The 12716-nt window shown below is 64.6% G+C and carries 14 protein-coding genes; 7 read left to right on the top strand and 7 right to left on the bottom strand.

The window, feature by feature from the left end; translation table 11 throughout:
* The first annotated feature begins 11 nt into the window (after window positions 1-11).
* Window positions 12-641 (top strand): hypothetical protein, encoded by a 630-nt coding sequence (locus SJI03_RS02540; RefSeq protein ID WP_322426149.1) that lies wholly within the window; start codon window positions 12-14, stop codon window positions 639-641.
* Here the strand turns inward: SJI03_RS02540 and SJI03_RS02545 are convergent.
* The gene (locus SJI03_RS02545; RefSeq protein ID WP_322426150.1) at window positions 634-2097 is read right to left on the bottom strand and encodes a deoxyribodipyrimidine photo-lyase; all 1464 of its coding nucleotides are present in this window, start codon (window positions 2095-2097) and stop codon (window positions 634-636) included. The genes SJI03_RS02540 and SJI03_RS02545 overlap by 8 nt on opposite strands.
* 386 nt (window positions 2098-2483) lie before the next feature.
* Between SJI03_RS02545 and SJI03_RS02550 the strand changes: the two genes are divergently transcribed.
* The 6 genes from SJI03_RS02550 (at window position 2484) to SJI03_RS02575 (ending at window position 7162) form a co-directional block, all read left to right on the top strand.
* Window positions 2484-3086, top strand: a complete 603-nt coding sequence (locus SJI03_RS02550) for a YqgE/AlgH family protein (RefSeq protein WP_034746689.1) — start codon at window positions 2484-2486, stop codon at window positions 3084-3086.
* A complete protein-coding gene (gene ruvX / locus SJI03_RS02555) occupies window positions 3083-3481 on the top strand; it encodes a Holliday junction resolvase RuvX (RefSeq protein ID WP_223278885.1) in 399 nt (132 codons plus the stop codon). Before SJI03_RS02550 ends, ruvX begins: the two co-directional genes overlap by 4 nt.
* Before the next feature lie 38 nt (window positions 3482-3519).
* Window positions 3520-4044 (top strand): bifunctional pyr operon transcriptional regulator/uracil phosphoribosyltransferase PyrR, encoded by a 525-nt coding sequence (pyrR, locus tag SJI03_RS02560; RefSeq protein ID WP_322426151.1) that lies wholly within the window; start codon window positions 3520-3522, stop codon window positions 4042-4044.
* The gene (locus tag SJI03_RS02565) at window positions 4037-5002 is read left to right on the top strand and encodes an aspartate carbamoyltransferase catalytic subunit (protein ID WP_034746695.1); all 966 of its coding nucleotides are present in this window, start codon (window positions 4037-4039) and stop codon (window positions 5000-5002) included. Before pyrR ends, SJI03_RS02565 begins: the two co-directional genes overlap by 8 nt.
* 24 nt (window positions 5003-5026) lie before the next feature.
* A complete protein-coding gene (locus tag SJI03_RS02570) occupies window positions 5027-6328 on the top strand; it encodes a dihydroorotase (RefSeq protein ID WP_322426152.1) in 1302 nt (433 codons plus the stop codon).
* Window positions 6329-6415: 87 nt separating this feature from the next.
* A complete protein-coding gene (locus SJI03_RS02575; protein WP_322426153.1) occupies window positions 6416-7162 on the top strand; it encodes a lysophospholipid acyltransferase family protein in 747 nt (248 codons plus the stop codon).
* Here SJI03_RS02575 and SJI03_RS02580 read toward each other — a convergent pair.
* The 6 genes from SJI03_RS02580 to SJI03_RS02605 all read right to left on the bottom strand — a co-directional run bounded on the left by SJI03_RS02580 (window position 7159) and on the right by SJI03_RS02605 (window position 12655).
* Window positions 7159-7923 (bottom strand): ABC transporter permease, encoded by a 765-nt coding sequence (locus SJI03_RS02580; RefSeq protein WP_034780216.1) that lies wholly within the window; start codon window positions 7921-7923, stop codon window positions 7159-7161. The two genes, SJI03_RS02575 and SJI03_RS02580, sit on opposite strands and share 4 nt — an antisense overlap.
* 2 nt (window positions 7924-7925) lie before the next feature.
* A complete protein-coding gene (locus tag SJI03_RS02585; RefSeq protein WP_099376565.1) occupies window positions 7926-9170 on the bottom strand; it encodes an ABC transporter substrate-binding protein in 1245 nt (414 codons plus the stop codon).
* Between the two features lie 16 nt (window positions 9171-9186).
* On the bottom strand, window positions 9187-9981 hold the full coding sequence (locus tag SJI03_RS02590; protein ID WP_099376566.1) for an ABC transporter ATP-binding protein: 795 nt from the start codon (window positions 9979-9981) through the stop codon (window positions 9187-9189).
* Window positions 9978-11060 carry an acyl-CoA dehydrogenase family protein gene (locus SJI03_RS02595; RefSeq protein WP_322426154.1) on the bottom strand — a complete coding sequence of 361 codons (1083 nt, stop codon included), beginning with the start codon at window positions 11058-11060 and terminating at the stop codon, window positions 9978-9980. The genes SJI03_RS02590 and SJI03_RS02595 overlap by 4 nt, the downstream gene beginning before the upstream one ends.
* Window position 11061: 1 nt before the next feature.
* Entirely contained in the window at window positions 11062-11616 is a 555-nt protein-coding gene (locus SJI03_RS02600; RefSeq protein ID WP_099376568.1) for a carboxymuconolactone decarboxylase family protein, read from the bottom strand.
* Window positions 11617-11734: 118 nt separating this feature from the next.
* Window positions 11735-12655 carry an AraC family transcriptional regulator gene (locus tag SJI03_RS02605; RefSeq protein ID WP_322426155.1) on the bottom strand — a complete coding sequence of 307 codons (921 nt, stop codon included), beginning with the start codon at window positions 12653-12655 and terminating at the stop codon, window positions 11735-11737.
* Window positions 12656-12716 lie beyond the last annotated feature (61 nt).

Genomic DNA, 12716 nt, shown 5'->3' on the forward strand with positions numbered 1-12716 from the left:
CCAGGAAAACTATGAGCCTTCACGCCAAACTGAAAAAACTCGAAGACAAAGCCATGGCCAAAGGCGAGCATGCGGTCGCCGCGGCCGCAGCCCATCTGGTGCAGGATATTGACTCCATGGACAGGCAAATCAACCTTGTCGGGGCGCTGCACGAAGTGGGCTACCTGCAGAACTCGCTGAAGCCCTACTGGAATGCGTTCAGGGCCGATGAGCCGGCATGGATAGAACGCTGCCTGGCCAGGCTGCTCACTGCCGATCATGACTATTGGGCACTCGCCGCGCTGCTGGGGTGCGATGGTCCGGCCACCATCGGCATCGCCATGGGCAAGGGGTTCAAATCCGCCGCGACGAGGCAGTATGAACGTTTTGATAAGCCCGATGTCCATGTCGATACCCTGTATTTTTCAGGCATGGGCAAGGTGTTGCACCCCATATTGGAAGTCGGCTATGACACCAGGGAAATGATCAATATCGACGTGGGAAGGGCGCGGGCACTGAGTTTAGAAAACCAGCAATGGCAGCCAGGTGAGCCGTTGGGAACGGGCGGACTGTCCCTTTCCATGCAGGCGAAACTTCCGCACGGCGCCTGGCGGTCGGTGTGGACGCCGTTCACCACACAGGAAGCCGGCGGCCTTACGTGACCACTTTGACCACTGCATAACGCTCCAGGGTCTCCTTGCGCGCCTCGTCGTGCTGCACCAGCGGTTCCGGATAATCGCGCCCCAGCACGATGTTTTTTTGTTCGAGCAGCATGCGCGGCACCAGCCAGGGGGCGTGGATTTCCTTGTCGCCCAGCGCCTTCAGTTGCGGCAGGTAGCGGCGGATGAAGCGCCCGCTGGCATCGAATTTTTCCGACTGCGTGATGGGGTTGAAGATGCGGAAGTAGGGTTGCGCATCGCAGCCGGACGACGAAGCCCATTGCCAGCCGCCGTTGTTCGAGGCCAGGTCGAAGTCATTCAGGTGCAGCGCGAAATAGGCTTCGCCGCGGCGCCAGTCGATGCCCAGATCCTTGATCAAAAAGCAGGCCGTGACCATGCGCAGGCGATTGTGCATATAGCCCGTCTGGTTCAGCTGCGCCATCGCCGCGTCCACCAGCGGATAGCCGGTACGCCCTTCGCACCAGGCGGCAAACGCGGCATCGGCCTCGGGTCCCGTTTCCCAGGCGATGGCGTCGTAGGCGGGTTTGAAGGCGCCGCCTTCCACATGCGGGTTCTGGTACAAAATCATGGCGTAAAAATCGCGCCAGATCAGTTCCGCCAGCCACACGGGCGCGCCATCGCCGCCGCCGCCCCGGTCCATCAGGTCGACGATGGTGCGCACCAGGTAGCGCAGCGACACGGTGCCGAAGCGCAGATGCATGGACAGATACGACGGTCCCTTCAGGGCGGGGAAATCGCGCGCCACGTCATAGCGGGCCACGCGCGGCAGAAAATCCTCGAACAGTTGACTGGCGCCCGACATGCCGGTGGGAATGGCCAGTTCGGCCAGGTTGCTGGCCTCGAAACCCAGTTCGCCCAAGGTAGGCAACGGCGCTGGCGTGCCGGCGCGCGGCGGTGCCAGGCTGGCCGCATGCGGCTCGATAGCGAACGGCGCCAGGCAACCGGGTTCGGCGCGCATTTTCTTCAGCCAGGCATTTTTATACGGCGTGTAGACGGTATACGGCTTGGCGGAAAGCGTCAGCACCTCGTCCTTTTCAAAGATCACCTGGTCCTTGAAGCTGAACCACAGGCGCGCGTCGCGCGTGAGCGCGGCGGCTACCGTGGCGTCGCGCGCGATCGCTTGCGGCTCGTAGTCGTGGTTGGCAAAGACGGCGTCGGCGTTCAATTCGGCGGCCAGGCGCGGGATGGCCTCGGCCGCGTCCGCGTGCAGCACGATCAGGTCGCCACCGAGCTGGCGCAGCTCGGCGGCCAGCTCGGCCACGCTGGCATGGATGAAGTCGACGCGCAGGTCGCGGCGCGGCAGGGCGGCCAGGATGGCCGTGTCGTAGACGAAGACGCAATGCACGGCCTGGCTCTGGCGCAGGGCGTGATGCAGTGCAGCATGGTCAAACGCGCGCAGATCGCGCCGGAACCACACCAGGGAAGTCTTGATTGTCATTATTTCGCGTGTTCAGGGTCAAAGATAGGCCATTTTTTGCCGCCAACTGGGCTTTATGGCCGCTCGCGTCGCGCCTTTGGCGTCGCTGCGGCGGCAATTCAGTGTAAACTACCGGGTATGTTCATGGTGCTTTATGTGCGACAGCGATTTTGCAATCAATTTTACAATTGGCATGGAAATGCGCCTGCAGGCAAAGCGAATGGATCATTAATTTATAACATAACAAGAATAGCGCCTGGCAACACGGTTCTCGCCGCCCAACGTTCGCGGCAGGATGCGCCAGGCGTACGATAGCGGGGTAAGCGAGACTTGCCAGCAAGCCCACAGAGAGAGCATCGCGTATGAAAAAGAGTAAAATCGACCAGACTCTACCAGGACATCGTCTGATGCAGGGTGTGGGAGAGCCGGCCGCGACCGGTTCCTCCACCCTGAATCTGGCCAACCATTTCCTGATTGCGATGCCGGCCATGCAAGATCCGATCTTCGGCGGCACGGTCGTGTACGTGTGTGAACATAATGAAAACGGCGTCCTGGGTGTCGTCATCAACAAACCCACCGACATGACCATGGAAGTGCTGTTCGACCGCATCGACCTGAAACTGGCGGCCGGCAGCGACACGCCCATCATCAACGAACCGATCATGTTCGGCGGCCCCGTACAGGACGACCGCGGCTTCGTGCTGCATACGCCGGGCGCGCGCTACTCCTCGTCGCTGACGGTGACCGATGAAGTGGCGTTTACCACCTCGATCGACGTGCTTGAAGCCGTCGCCAAGGGCGATGGTCCCGAGCGCATGCTGGTCTCGATCGGCTATTCGGGCTGGAGTCCGGGCCAGCTGGAAGACGAAATCGGCCGCAATGGCTGGCTGACGGTAGGCGCCTCGGCCGACATCCTGTTCGATTTCCCCATAGAGCAGCGCTACGTGGCGGCCATCAAGTTGCTCGGCATCGATCCCCTCATGCTGGCGAGCGAGGCTGGCCACGCATGAGCGGAGACGCCATCGACACCATCCTCGCCTTCGATTTCGGCTTGAAACGCATCGGCGTGGCCATCGGCAATACCATGATTTGCCAGGCCAAGCCGCTCAGCGTGATCACGGCCACGGCGAACGAACCGAAGTTTGCCGCCATCGATAGCCTGATCAAGGAGTGGGGCGCGAGCCGCATCGTGGTGGGCTTGCCCAGCCATCCCGATGGCACCGAACACGAGATGAGCGCGCGCTGCCGCCGTTTCGCCAACCAGGTGCACGGCCGCTTCAACCTGCCCGTGGAACTGGTCGACGAGCGCTATTCCTCGGCCGTCATCGCCGCCAAGCGCGGTGAAGTCATCGACGACCGCGCCGCCGCCATCATCCTGCAACAGTATTTCGACGCGAATTATTAATCCGACCTTAGACCCATTCCTGAATGATCAAGAACTCTATGCCGCATCCTACGAATCCTTCCCAACTCGACGCCGAGGCCCTGTACGCGGTCTTGCTGCAACAGGTGCAGAGCGGCCTGGCGGGCATCCCCAACGTGGCCATCGTCGGCATCCATTCAGGCGGCGCCTGGCTGGCCGAACGCCTGGCGCGCGACCTGGACCTGCTCGACCGCCTGGGCGTGCTCGATGTCTCGTTCTACCGCGACGACTTCGCCCAGAAGGGCCTGCATGCGGACGTCAAGCCGACGCAAATCAGCTTTGACGTGGCCGGCGCCACCATCCTGCTGGTCGATGACGTGCTGTACACGGGCCGCACCACGCGCGCGGCCATCAACGAATTGTTCGACTATGGCCGCCCGGCGAAGATCATGCTGGCCGCCCTGGTCGACCGCGGCGAACGCCAGCTGCCGGTGGCCGCCGATTTCGTGGCCGCCTTCACAGCCGTGCCGCCGGGCCAGGCCCTGGTCCTGAAGCAAGCCGACGATGGAAAATTCACGCTCACCATAGATACCCACCATGCTTAATCCGCAACTGAATAAACACGGCGAACTGCAACATCTGCTGACGATTGAAGGCTTGCCGAAGTCTATCGTCAACCACATTCTCGACACGGCTTCCTCGTTCGTCGGCATTTCCGACCGCGACGTGAAAAAGGTGCCGCTGATGCGCGGCAAGAGCGTTTTCAACCTGTTCTTTGAAAACTCCACGCGCACCCGCACCACCTTCGAAATCGCGTCAAAAAGGCTGTCGGCCGACGTCATCAACCTGAACATCCAGGCCTCGTCGGCCAGCAAGGGCGAGTCCCTGCTCGACACCATCGACAATCTGTCGGCCATGCATGCCGACATGTTCGTCGTGCGCCACGCGCAGTCGGGCGCGCCCTACCTGATCGCCAAGCACCTGATTGACACCAAGCAGCCGCACGTCCACGTCGTCAACGCGGGCGACGGACGCCATGCGCACCCGACCCAGGGCTTGCTCGACATGTACACGATCCGCCACTACAAGAAGGATTTCACCAATTTGACGGTGGCCATCGTGGGCGACATCCTGCACAGCCGCGTGGCCCGTTCCGACATCCATGCGCTGACCACCCTGGGCGTGCCGGAAGTGCGCGCCATCGGCCCGCACACCCTGCTGCCGGGCGGCCTGGAGCAGATGGGCGTGCGCACCTTCACCAACATGGATGAAGGCTTGAAAGGCGTCGACGTGATCATCATGCTGCGCCTGCAAAATGAACGCATGAGCGGCGCGCTGCTGCCGTCGGCGCAGGAATATTTCAAGAGCTATGGCTTGACGCCCGAGCGCCTGGCGCTGGCGAAACCGGACGCCATCGTCATGCATCCTGGCCCGATGAACCGCGGCGTGGAAATCGATTCGGCCGTGGCCGACGGTCCGCAGGCGGTGATCCTGCCGCAGGTGACCTTCGGTATCGCCGTGCGCATGGCGGTGATGAGTATTTTGGCTGGTAATCAGGGCTGATAGCCCAAGGACGAGTAAGCGAGCATGACGACACTACATATCAAGAATGGCCACCTGATCGACCCTGCCAACGGCATCGATGGCTTGCAAGACCTGTTTATCGCCGACGGCAAGGTGCTGGCCGTGGGCAGCGCCCCGGCCGGCTTCAAGGCCGACACCACGTTTGACGCGGCCGGCCTGGTGGTTTCCCCCGGCCTGGTCGACCTGTCCGCGCGCCTGCGCGAGCCGGGCTACGAATATAAGGCGACGCTGGAATCGGAATTGCAGGCGGCGCTGCAAGGCGGCGTCACGAGCCTGGTCTGCCCGCCCGACACCGACCCCGTGCTGGATGAGCCGGGCCTGGTGGAAATGCTGAAATACCGCGCCAAGACGCAGAACAAGGCCCACGTGCACCCGCTGGGCGCACTGACCATGGGTTTGAAGGGCAAGTCGCTGACGGAAATGGCGGAACTGACGGAAGCGGGCTGCATCGGCTTCGCGCAGGCGGAAGAGCCGATCGAAGACACCACCGTGCTGCTGCGCGCCATGCAGTACGCGAATACCTTCGGCTACACCGTCTGGCTGCGTCCGCAAGACCCGCATATCGGCCGCGGCGGCATCGCCCACAGCGGCCCGCTGGCCTCGCGCCTGGGCTTGTCCGGCGTGCCCGTGATGTCCGAAACCATCGCCCTGCACACGATTTTCGAATTGATGCGCGCCAGCCGCGCGCGCGTGCACCTGTGCCGCATTTCGTCGGCGGCCGGCCTGGAACTGATCCGCGCTGCCAAAGCCGAAGGTCTCCCCGTCACCTGCGACGTGGGCGTGCACCATGTGCACCTGACGGACGCCGACATCGGCTTCTTCGATCCGAACGCACGCGTGACGCCGCCGTTCCGCAGCCAGCGCGACCGCGATGCGATCCGTGCCGGCCTGTTTGACGGCACGGTGGACGCCATGTGCTCGGACCATACGCCTGTCGATGATGATGAAAAACTGCTGCCGTTCGGCGAAGCGTCGCCCGGCGCCACGGGCCTGGAATTGCTGCTGTCGCTGGCCCTGAAATGGGCCGACGACTATGCGCTGGCGCAGCCGCAAGCGGGCGAGCGTCCGCTGGCGCGCGCCGTGGCCAAGGTTACGTCCGACGCGGCCCGTGTCGCCGGCATCCCGGCCGGCAGCCTGGCCGTGGGTGAAGCGGCTGACATCTGCGTCTTCGATGCCGCCGCGCGCTGGACCGTGTCGTCGGCATCGCTGGCCAGCCAGGGCAAGCACACGCCTTTCCTCGGCTATGAGTTGAGCGGCATCGTCAAGGCGACCATCGTTGCCGGACAGGTGGCGTTTCAGCGTTAAAAATCAGATCCATGGACCGGGGGCACGCTGCCCCGGCACCCCTTGTCTGCTCCCGGATTTCGGTTCTGGTTTATTTGTTGGTGTGATTTGAAACTTCTGCTTACCTACCGCCTCGCGCGCATCGCCATTCACCTGGGCTGCGGCATGGCCAAGAGCGCCGTGCTCTTTCCCTGGCTTGACCTGGAGGGGCGCAACCGGCGCATCCGCCGCTGGTCGACACAGCTGCTCGACATCTGCGGCGTGCACGTGGCGCAGCCGGCAGACAGCGTGCCGGCGCTCGACCATGCGATGGTGGTGGCGAACCACGTTTCGTGGCTCGATATTTTCGTCATCAACGCCGTCCACCCCTGCCGTTTCGTCGCCAAGGCGGAAATCCGTGCCTGGCCGATCCTGGGCTGGCTGGCGGGACGCGCCGGCACCATCTTCATTTCGCGCGGCAGCAAGCGCGATTTGCGCCTGATTTTCCAGGGCCTGGTGGATAAGTTGACGGCGGGCGAACGCATCGCGTTCTTCCCCGAAGGCACGACCGCCGCGCAAGGACAGATCCTGCCGTTTCACGCCAACCTGTTTGAGGCGGCCATCGACGCGCAAGTGCCGGTGCAGCCGTTCGCGCTCGTGTATGTGGATGACAAGGGGGCCTTGCACCACGCCGTCGACTTCATCGGCGACATGAGCTTTGCGCAAAGCATGGTGGCGATCCTGAGCGGCCCGCACATCACGGCGCGCCTGACCTGTCTGGCGCCGGTGGCGACGCTCGATGCGCACCGCCGCGAACTGGCAGCGGCAACGCAGGCGACTATCGCCGCTGCGCTGCCGCTGGAGAAGGTAGCTTAATTCTTCACATGCAGCCAGCGCGCATGCGCGGCGCGGGCCAGGTAGTCGAGGATGAAACCGAGTATGCCGATCAGCACGATGGCGGCCATCAGTTCCGAATACGCGAGCCGGTCGCGCGTGTCGAGGATGAAGTAGCCGAGGCCCGCTGACACGCCCAGCATTTCCGCCGGCACCAGCACGATCCAGATGATGCCGATGGCCAGGCGCACGCCCGTCAGGATATCGGCCGTGATGCCCGGCAAAATCACCTTGAAGACGATTTCGCTGCGCGTGGCCGACAGGCTGCGGGCCAGCAGCAGCCAGTTCGGATCGAGCCGCGCCACGCCGGCCGCCGTATTGAGCAAAATCGGCCAGACGGCCGCAAACGCCAGCAGGAAGTACACGGGCGCGTCGCCGACACCGAGCACCATCACGGCGATCGGCATCCACGACAGCGGCGAAATCATGCGCAGCAGCTGGAATAGCGGCATGGCGGCGCCGGAAAAGCTTTTCGACATGGCCACCAGCACGCCCAGCGGTACGCCGATGACGATCGCCAGTCCCAGGCCGACCGCCACCCGCTGCAGGCTCAATACCACGTGCAGCCAGATATCCGAGCCGCCGACCATCTCCTGGAACGCCAGCGCCGTAGGCAGCGGCGCAAAGGCGGTGGCGATGGGCGTGGATTTCTCCAGCGCCGTCACGCCCATGGACCACAATAGCAAGGCACAGGCCAGCCCCACCAGGGGCAGGCCGAACTTCGTGAACAACTTGCTTGCCATCGTCAGACCGCCACGGTTTCGCTGCGCAGCAGGTTGGCCGGCAAGCCGAATGCGGCCGGGCCGCCGACTGCCGTGATGGCCTTGCGCACGAAGCGGTCATCGACCAGGTCGCGCGCGGCGAACTTCGGATCGAGGTTGGCCAGGAAGCGCGTGTCGCCCTCGACCTTGGTGCGGCCGATGGCGCGCACCAGTTCTTCCGTGTACGAAGCAAATGGATACGGCTGGAAGTCGATGCGGCGCTGCTGCCAGTTCTTGTGCACGATCAGGCCCTGCTTTTCATAGCCGGCGTAATCGGTGGTGGCCAGCACCTTGGTCAGCACCTGCAGTGGATGCGGCGTGTAGCGGTGCTCGCCCACGTTCGACAGCAGCTTGGCCGTATCGACCTGGTTCGAGCGCGTCCACAGCTGCGCCTTGACGATGGCATTGGTGACTTTCTGTGCCCATTCGGGACGCGTGTTGATGTCGCGCTCGGACAGGAACGTGACGCAGCACGCATGGTTTTTCCACACGTCGCCCGAGAAGCGCAGGATCTTGCCGATGCCGGCGTTTTCCGCCGCCGCATTGAACGGCTCGGCCACGATGTAGCCGGCAATCGACTTGCTGGCCAGGGCCGAGACCATTTCGGCCGGCGCCAGCACGATCAGGTTGACTTCATTCGGCTTGATGGCCGCGTTGCGCGCGCGCGTGACCGGGGTCAAGCCGTTCGAGGACAGAATCTGCTGCAGCAGGATATTGTGGATCGAGTACCAGAAGGGAATCGCGACCGTGCGTCCGCCCAGGTCGGAGACCTTGTTGATCTCGTTGGCCACCGTCAGCGCGGAGCCGTTGACGTGGTTCCAGGCGACGACTTTCGCGGGGAACTTGGCGCCGTAGCGCACCCACAAGGTGGCGGGCGACAGCAGGTGGATGACGTTGACCTGGCCGGCGACGAACGCTTCGATGATCTGTGCCCAGCTGCGGAACAGCCGTGGCGTTTCGGCCTGCAAGCCTTCCGCTTCGAACAGCTTGCGCGCGTGGGCGACGAGCAGCGGGGTGGCGTCGGTGATCGGCAGATAGCCGATTTTCACGGGCTGGTCGTCGCCTTTCGGGCCTTGCTGGGCCATGGCGTCGCCGGCGAACAGCAGGGGTGAGGCGACGCTGGCCGTGGCCAGGGCCGACATGCGCAGGAAGTCGCGTCGCGTCAGGCCGCAGTCGCAATCGGACGAGGCGCAGATGTGCAGGGGGTTGTTATTTTCTGGGAAGGACATGAAGTGCTCCGATTGGTTATAGGGGGGCGAAGGCAGGCGTTTGATCCTGCTTTTGCAGCGCCTGCAGGGCGTCGAGGATGTCCATCTTGAGGGCGATCACTTCGGCGCTGTGGCCGATGCGTGGCTGGTCGATGGCGACGGGCCATTCGCGCACGATGTTGCCCGGCTTGCCGCCCATCAGCAAGATGCGGTCGGCCACGAGGATGGCTTCATCGATATCGTGCGTGACGAGCAGCACGGCCGTATGCCAGCGGTGCACCACGTCCACCAGCAAGGATTGCATCTCGGCGCGCGTGATGGCGTCGAGGGCGGAAAACGGTTCGTCGGCGAACAGCAGTTCCGGTTCGCGCGCCAGCGCGCGGGCCAGGGCCACGCGCTGCGCCATGCCGCCCGAAAGGGCGGATGGGTACAGTTTTTCGCGGCCCTTCAAGCCGACCGCTTCGATGGCTTGCGCCACGCGCGCCTCGTGCGCTGCGCGCGTGAGCTGCGGCTGGTGCTTGAAGTCCAGGCCGAAGCCGGCGTTGCCCGTGACGTTCAGCCAGGGCAGGAGGCTCGCTTGCTGGAACACGAGGGCGCTGCGCGGGTCCGGTTCGCGCATGGGCGCGTCGAGGAACTGGATCTCGCCCGTGGACGGCTGCTGCAAGCCGGCCAGCACGCGCAGCAGGCTCGATTTGCCGCAGCCGCTGCCGCCCAGCAGGCAGACGATTTCGCGCTTGCGCACGCCCAGCGAGACGTGCTGGAACACGGGCGCGTTGCCCGCATAGGCATAGCTCAGATCCTGCGCCTGCAAGGCCCAATCAGCAACGCTCATGCCGATGCTCCCGCCTTGGCCGCCTGCTGGCTGTCGAACAGCTGCAAGGCCGCCTGCAATTGCGTCAGGCTGGGGGTGACGATGGGGATGAACGACGATTCGCGCCAGCGGCGGGCAAAGCCCTGCTGCTCGGCGTTCAGGTAGGCGCGCCCGCCCATCGCTTGCAGTTCCAGCATCAGCGCCTGCTGCAGCACGTCCGCCAGTTGTATGCGCAGGCGGAACATGGCTGGTGCCTGCGTCTGGAAGCGGCCATCGTGCACGCCGGCCAGCAGGGTCGCGACGGCGCTTTCCAGGGTCGCTTGCAGCGCTTCGATGCGCGGCGTGAGCTGGTTGCGCGAGCCGGCGGAAATTTGCGCCGCTTTGGCCAGGCTGGCGCGCGCCAGGCCGATCGACAGGCCGCACTGCATGCCGAGGAACGAGGGGCGTACCTGCGGCAGCCAGGCCGGCGCGTTGTCGCTGATGATGTCCGCGGCGGGGATGTGCACCTGCGCCAGCTTGACGGAAGCCGTATTGCTGCCGCGCAGGGCGATCAGGTCCAGGTCGTCGCTGCGCTTGACGCCTGCCGTGCCGCTGTCGAAGGCGACGATGACGGGTGGCGCGCCGTCGTCCGGCGCCACGGCGGCGGCCGCGACGAAGCCCGCCTTGCGCAAGTTCGTCACCCAGGCCAGGCCGCCGTCGACGAGCAAGCCGTCATCATGGCGCGCGCCCGTGATTTGCAGCTGTTCGATGCCGGACAAGAATTTCATGGCGTTCGACAGGCCGCTGGCGCCTGCCTGCGTGCCTGCCAGCAGGCCTGGCAAGCGGCGCTCGGCCAGCGCGCGGTTCCCGCTTTGCAGCAGGAATTCGATGAAGCAGCGCTGGCCCCAGAAAACAAAGGCCGCAGTCACCGATTGCTCGGCGACTTTGGCGATGGCGTCGATGGCGTCGCGCACGTCGCCGCCCGCGCCGCCGTGTTCCTGCGGCACGCCGATGGCCAGCAGCTGGTCGCCAGCGAGTGCCGGCAGGACGGTTTCAGCCAGTTCCGACGATTGGTCGAGCTGGTCGGCATGCATGTGCAGCCAGTGATTGAGTTGGCGCATGTCAGACGGCGCCAGGCAGGTAGGGCGTCAATTGCGGATTGACGGGCGTGCCGGCCAGGCTGTTGGAGAAATTGCACAGGGTCGCCAGGCTGATGCCCAGCACGACTTCCAGCGCCTGCTGTTCGTTGTAGCCGGCGGCCAGGAAGGTTTGATACTCGGCGTCGCTGACGGCGCCGCGCGTGGCGATGACGGCCGTGGCGAAGGCGGCGACGGCGTCGAGCTTGGCGTCGTTCGTCGGCTGGCCGTGCTGCAGGGCGCGCACCGTGTCCGGCGTCTGGCCCGCTTTTTTCAGCGAGATGGCGCTATGGCCGGCGATGCAGAAATCGCAGCCATGGATGCGCGCGGCCGTGATTTGCACCACTTCGCGTTCCATTAACGTCAGGCTGGCGCGCGCATTGATGCCGGAGACGGTCAGATAGGTTTCCAGGGCCAGCGGGGCATTGGCCAGCACGCCGATCAGGTTGGGCAGGAAGCCATTGTTGGCGATGGCCTTTTCCACGAAGGGGCGGCTATCGGCCGGGGCGGTATCGAGAGTGTGCAGCGTCAGACGGGACATGGGGTACCTTGCTAAGTTGGTAAGTCACCCGGCCATTATATCGGCCATGCCGTGCACGCAACAGACGTCAGCGTCGTCCTTTTGTGCTCGTTCGTCTGCGATTGCGTGATCCTTGATTTCAGCTGGCCAGTTGGCGCTGGCGCTGGTCGCGCCGGTAGGCGCCCGGCTGCTCGCCCGTGACCCGTTTGAAGGCGCGCGTAAAGGCGGCGTGCGAGCGGTAGCCCACCAGTTCGGCCGCGCGTTCGACGGAGACGCCATCGTGCAGGCGCCGCGCGGCGATCTTCATGCGCAGCAGGAGCAGGAACTGGGCCGGCGAGTGGCCGCTGGCGCTGGCAAAATGCTTGCAGAAGCTGGCGCGCGACATGCACGCGGCCTTGGCCATGTTCTCGATCGACCAGTCGTCGGCGGGCGCGTCGAGCATGCGTTCGAGCAGCGGCGAAAACGCGGGCTGGTGCAGCAGCGACAGCAAGCCGGCCGCCACCTGCTCGCCCTGCGCCACATGGCGGATCAGGTAAAAGAACAGCAGTTCGACCAGGCGCGCGATGAGGGGTGACGGCTGCTCCGGATCGCCGCCCGCTTCCGCCAGGATCAGGTCGAACAGGGCGGCAGCGGCGCTGAAGGCGGGCGCGTCGCCGCGTATCAGCAGGTACGGCGGGAAGGAGTCGACGATCAACGCGGAGAGGGCGCCGCTAAATTGAAAGAAGCCACAGGCCAGCGCCGTCGCCGGCTGGTCCGTGGACGCTTGCAGCGGCAGCATCGCTTGCGCGCTCACCGCCTGCAGCGGGTCGCTGTGGGGGCTGAGGAAGTGCGGCAAGTCGCGCAGCAGGAAGACGCCGTCGCGCGGGCCGAGCGCAATCGGCGCCGCCCCATCGAGGTGCAAATAGCAGTGGCCATCGAGCACCAGGTGAAAGCTGCCCAGTTCCCGGCCCGCCGTGGAAGCGCGCCAGCGGCCGCAGTACTGGCCCACATGCAGGACGGCGGTGTCGAGTTCCAGGCTGCCGAGCAGCCAGCGCGCCAGTCTGTCGGTATCAGGATGCATGGGATAGCAAAGGCAAAAGCTGCATCATACGGGCTGCGCGCGGCAAGGCCAACGACCGATT

This window comes from Janthinobacterium sp. GMG1, assembly GCF_034427795.1.
Lineage (GTDB): Bacteria > Pseudomonadota > Gammaproteobacteria > Burkholderiales > Burkholderiaceae_D > Janthinobacterium.

Excerpts from the sequence above, each read along its gene's own strand:
- SJI03_RS02540 (WP_322426149.1), top strand. The coding sequence starts at position 12 with ATGAGCCTTCACGCCAAACTGAAAAAACTCGAAGACAAAGCCATGGCC.
- SJI03_RS02545 (WP_322426150.1), bottom strand. The coding sequence starts at position 2,097 with ATGACAATCAAGACTTCCCTGGTGTGGTTCCGGCGCGATCTGCGCGCG.
- SJI03_RS02550 (WP_034746689.1), top strand. The coding sequence starts at position 2,484 with ATGCAGGGTGTGGGAGAGCCGGCCGCGACCGGTTCCTCCACCCTGAAT.
- ruvX (WP_223278885.1), top strand. The coding sequence starts at position 3,083 with ATGAGCGGAGACGCCATCGACACCATCCTCGCCTTCGATTTCGGCTTG.
- pyrR (WP_322426151.1), top strand. The coding sequence starts at position 3,520 with ATGCCGCATCCTACGAATCCTTCCCAACTCGACGCCGAGGCCCTGTAC.
- SJI03_RS02565 (WP_034746695.1), top strand. The coding sequence starts at position 4,037 with ATGCTTAATCCGCAACTGAATAAACACGGCGAACTGCAACATCTGCTG.
- SJI03_RS02570 (WP_322426152.1), top strand. The coding sequence starts at position 5,027 with ATGACGACACTACATATCAAGAATGGCCACCTGATCGACCCTGCCAAC.
- SJI03_RS02580 (WP_034780216.1), bottom strand. The coding sequence starts at position 7,923 with ATGGCAAGCAAGTTGTTCACGAAGTTCGGCCTGCCCCTGGTGGGGCTG.
- SJI03_RS02585 (WP_099376565.1), bottom strand. The coding sequence starts at position 9,170 with ATGTCCTTCCCAGAAAATAACAACCCCCTGCACATCTGCGCCTCGTCC.
- SJI03_RS02590 (WP_099376566.1), bottom strand. The coding sequence starts at position 9,981 with ATGAGCGTTGCTGATTGGGCCTTGCAGGCGCAGGATCTGAGCTATGCC.
- SJI03_RS02595 (WP_322426154.1), bottom strand. The coding sequence starts at position 11,060 with ATGCGCCAACTCAATCACTGGCTGCACATGCATGCCGACCAGCTCGAC.
- SJI03_RS02600 (WP_099376568.1), bottom strand. The coding sequence starts at position 11,616 with ATGTCCCGTCTGACGCTGCACACTCTCGATACCGCCCCGGCCGATAGC.
- SJI03_RS02605 (WP_322426155.1), bottom strand. The coding sequence starts at position 12,655 with ATGCATCCTGATACCGACAGACTGGCGCGCTGGCTGCTCGGCAGCCTG.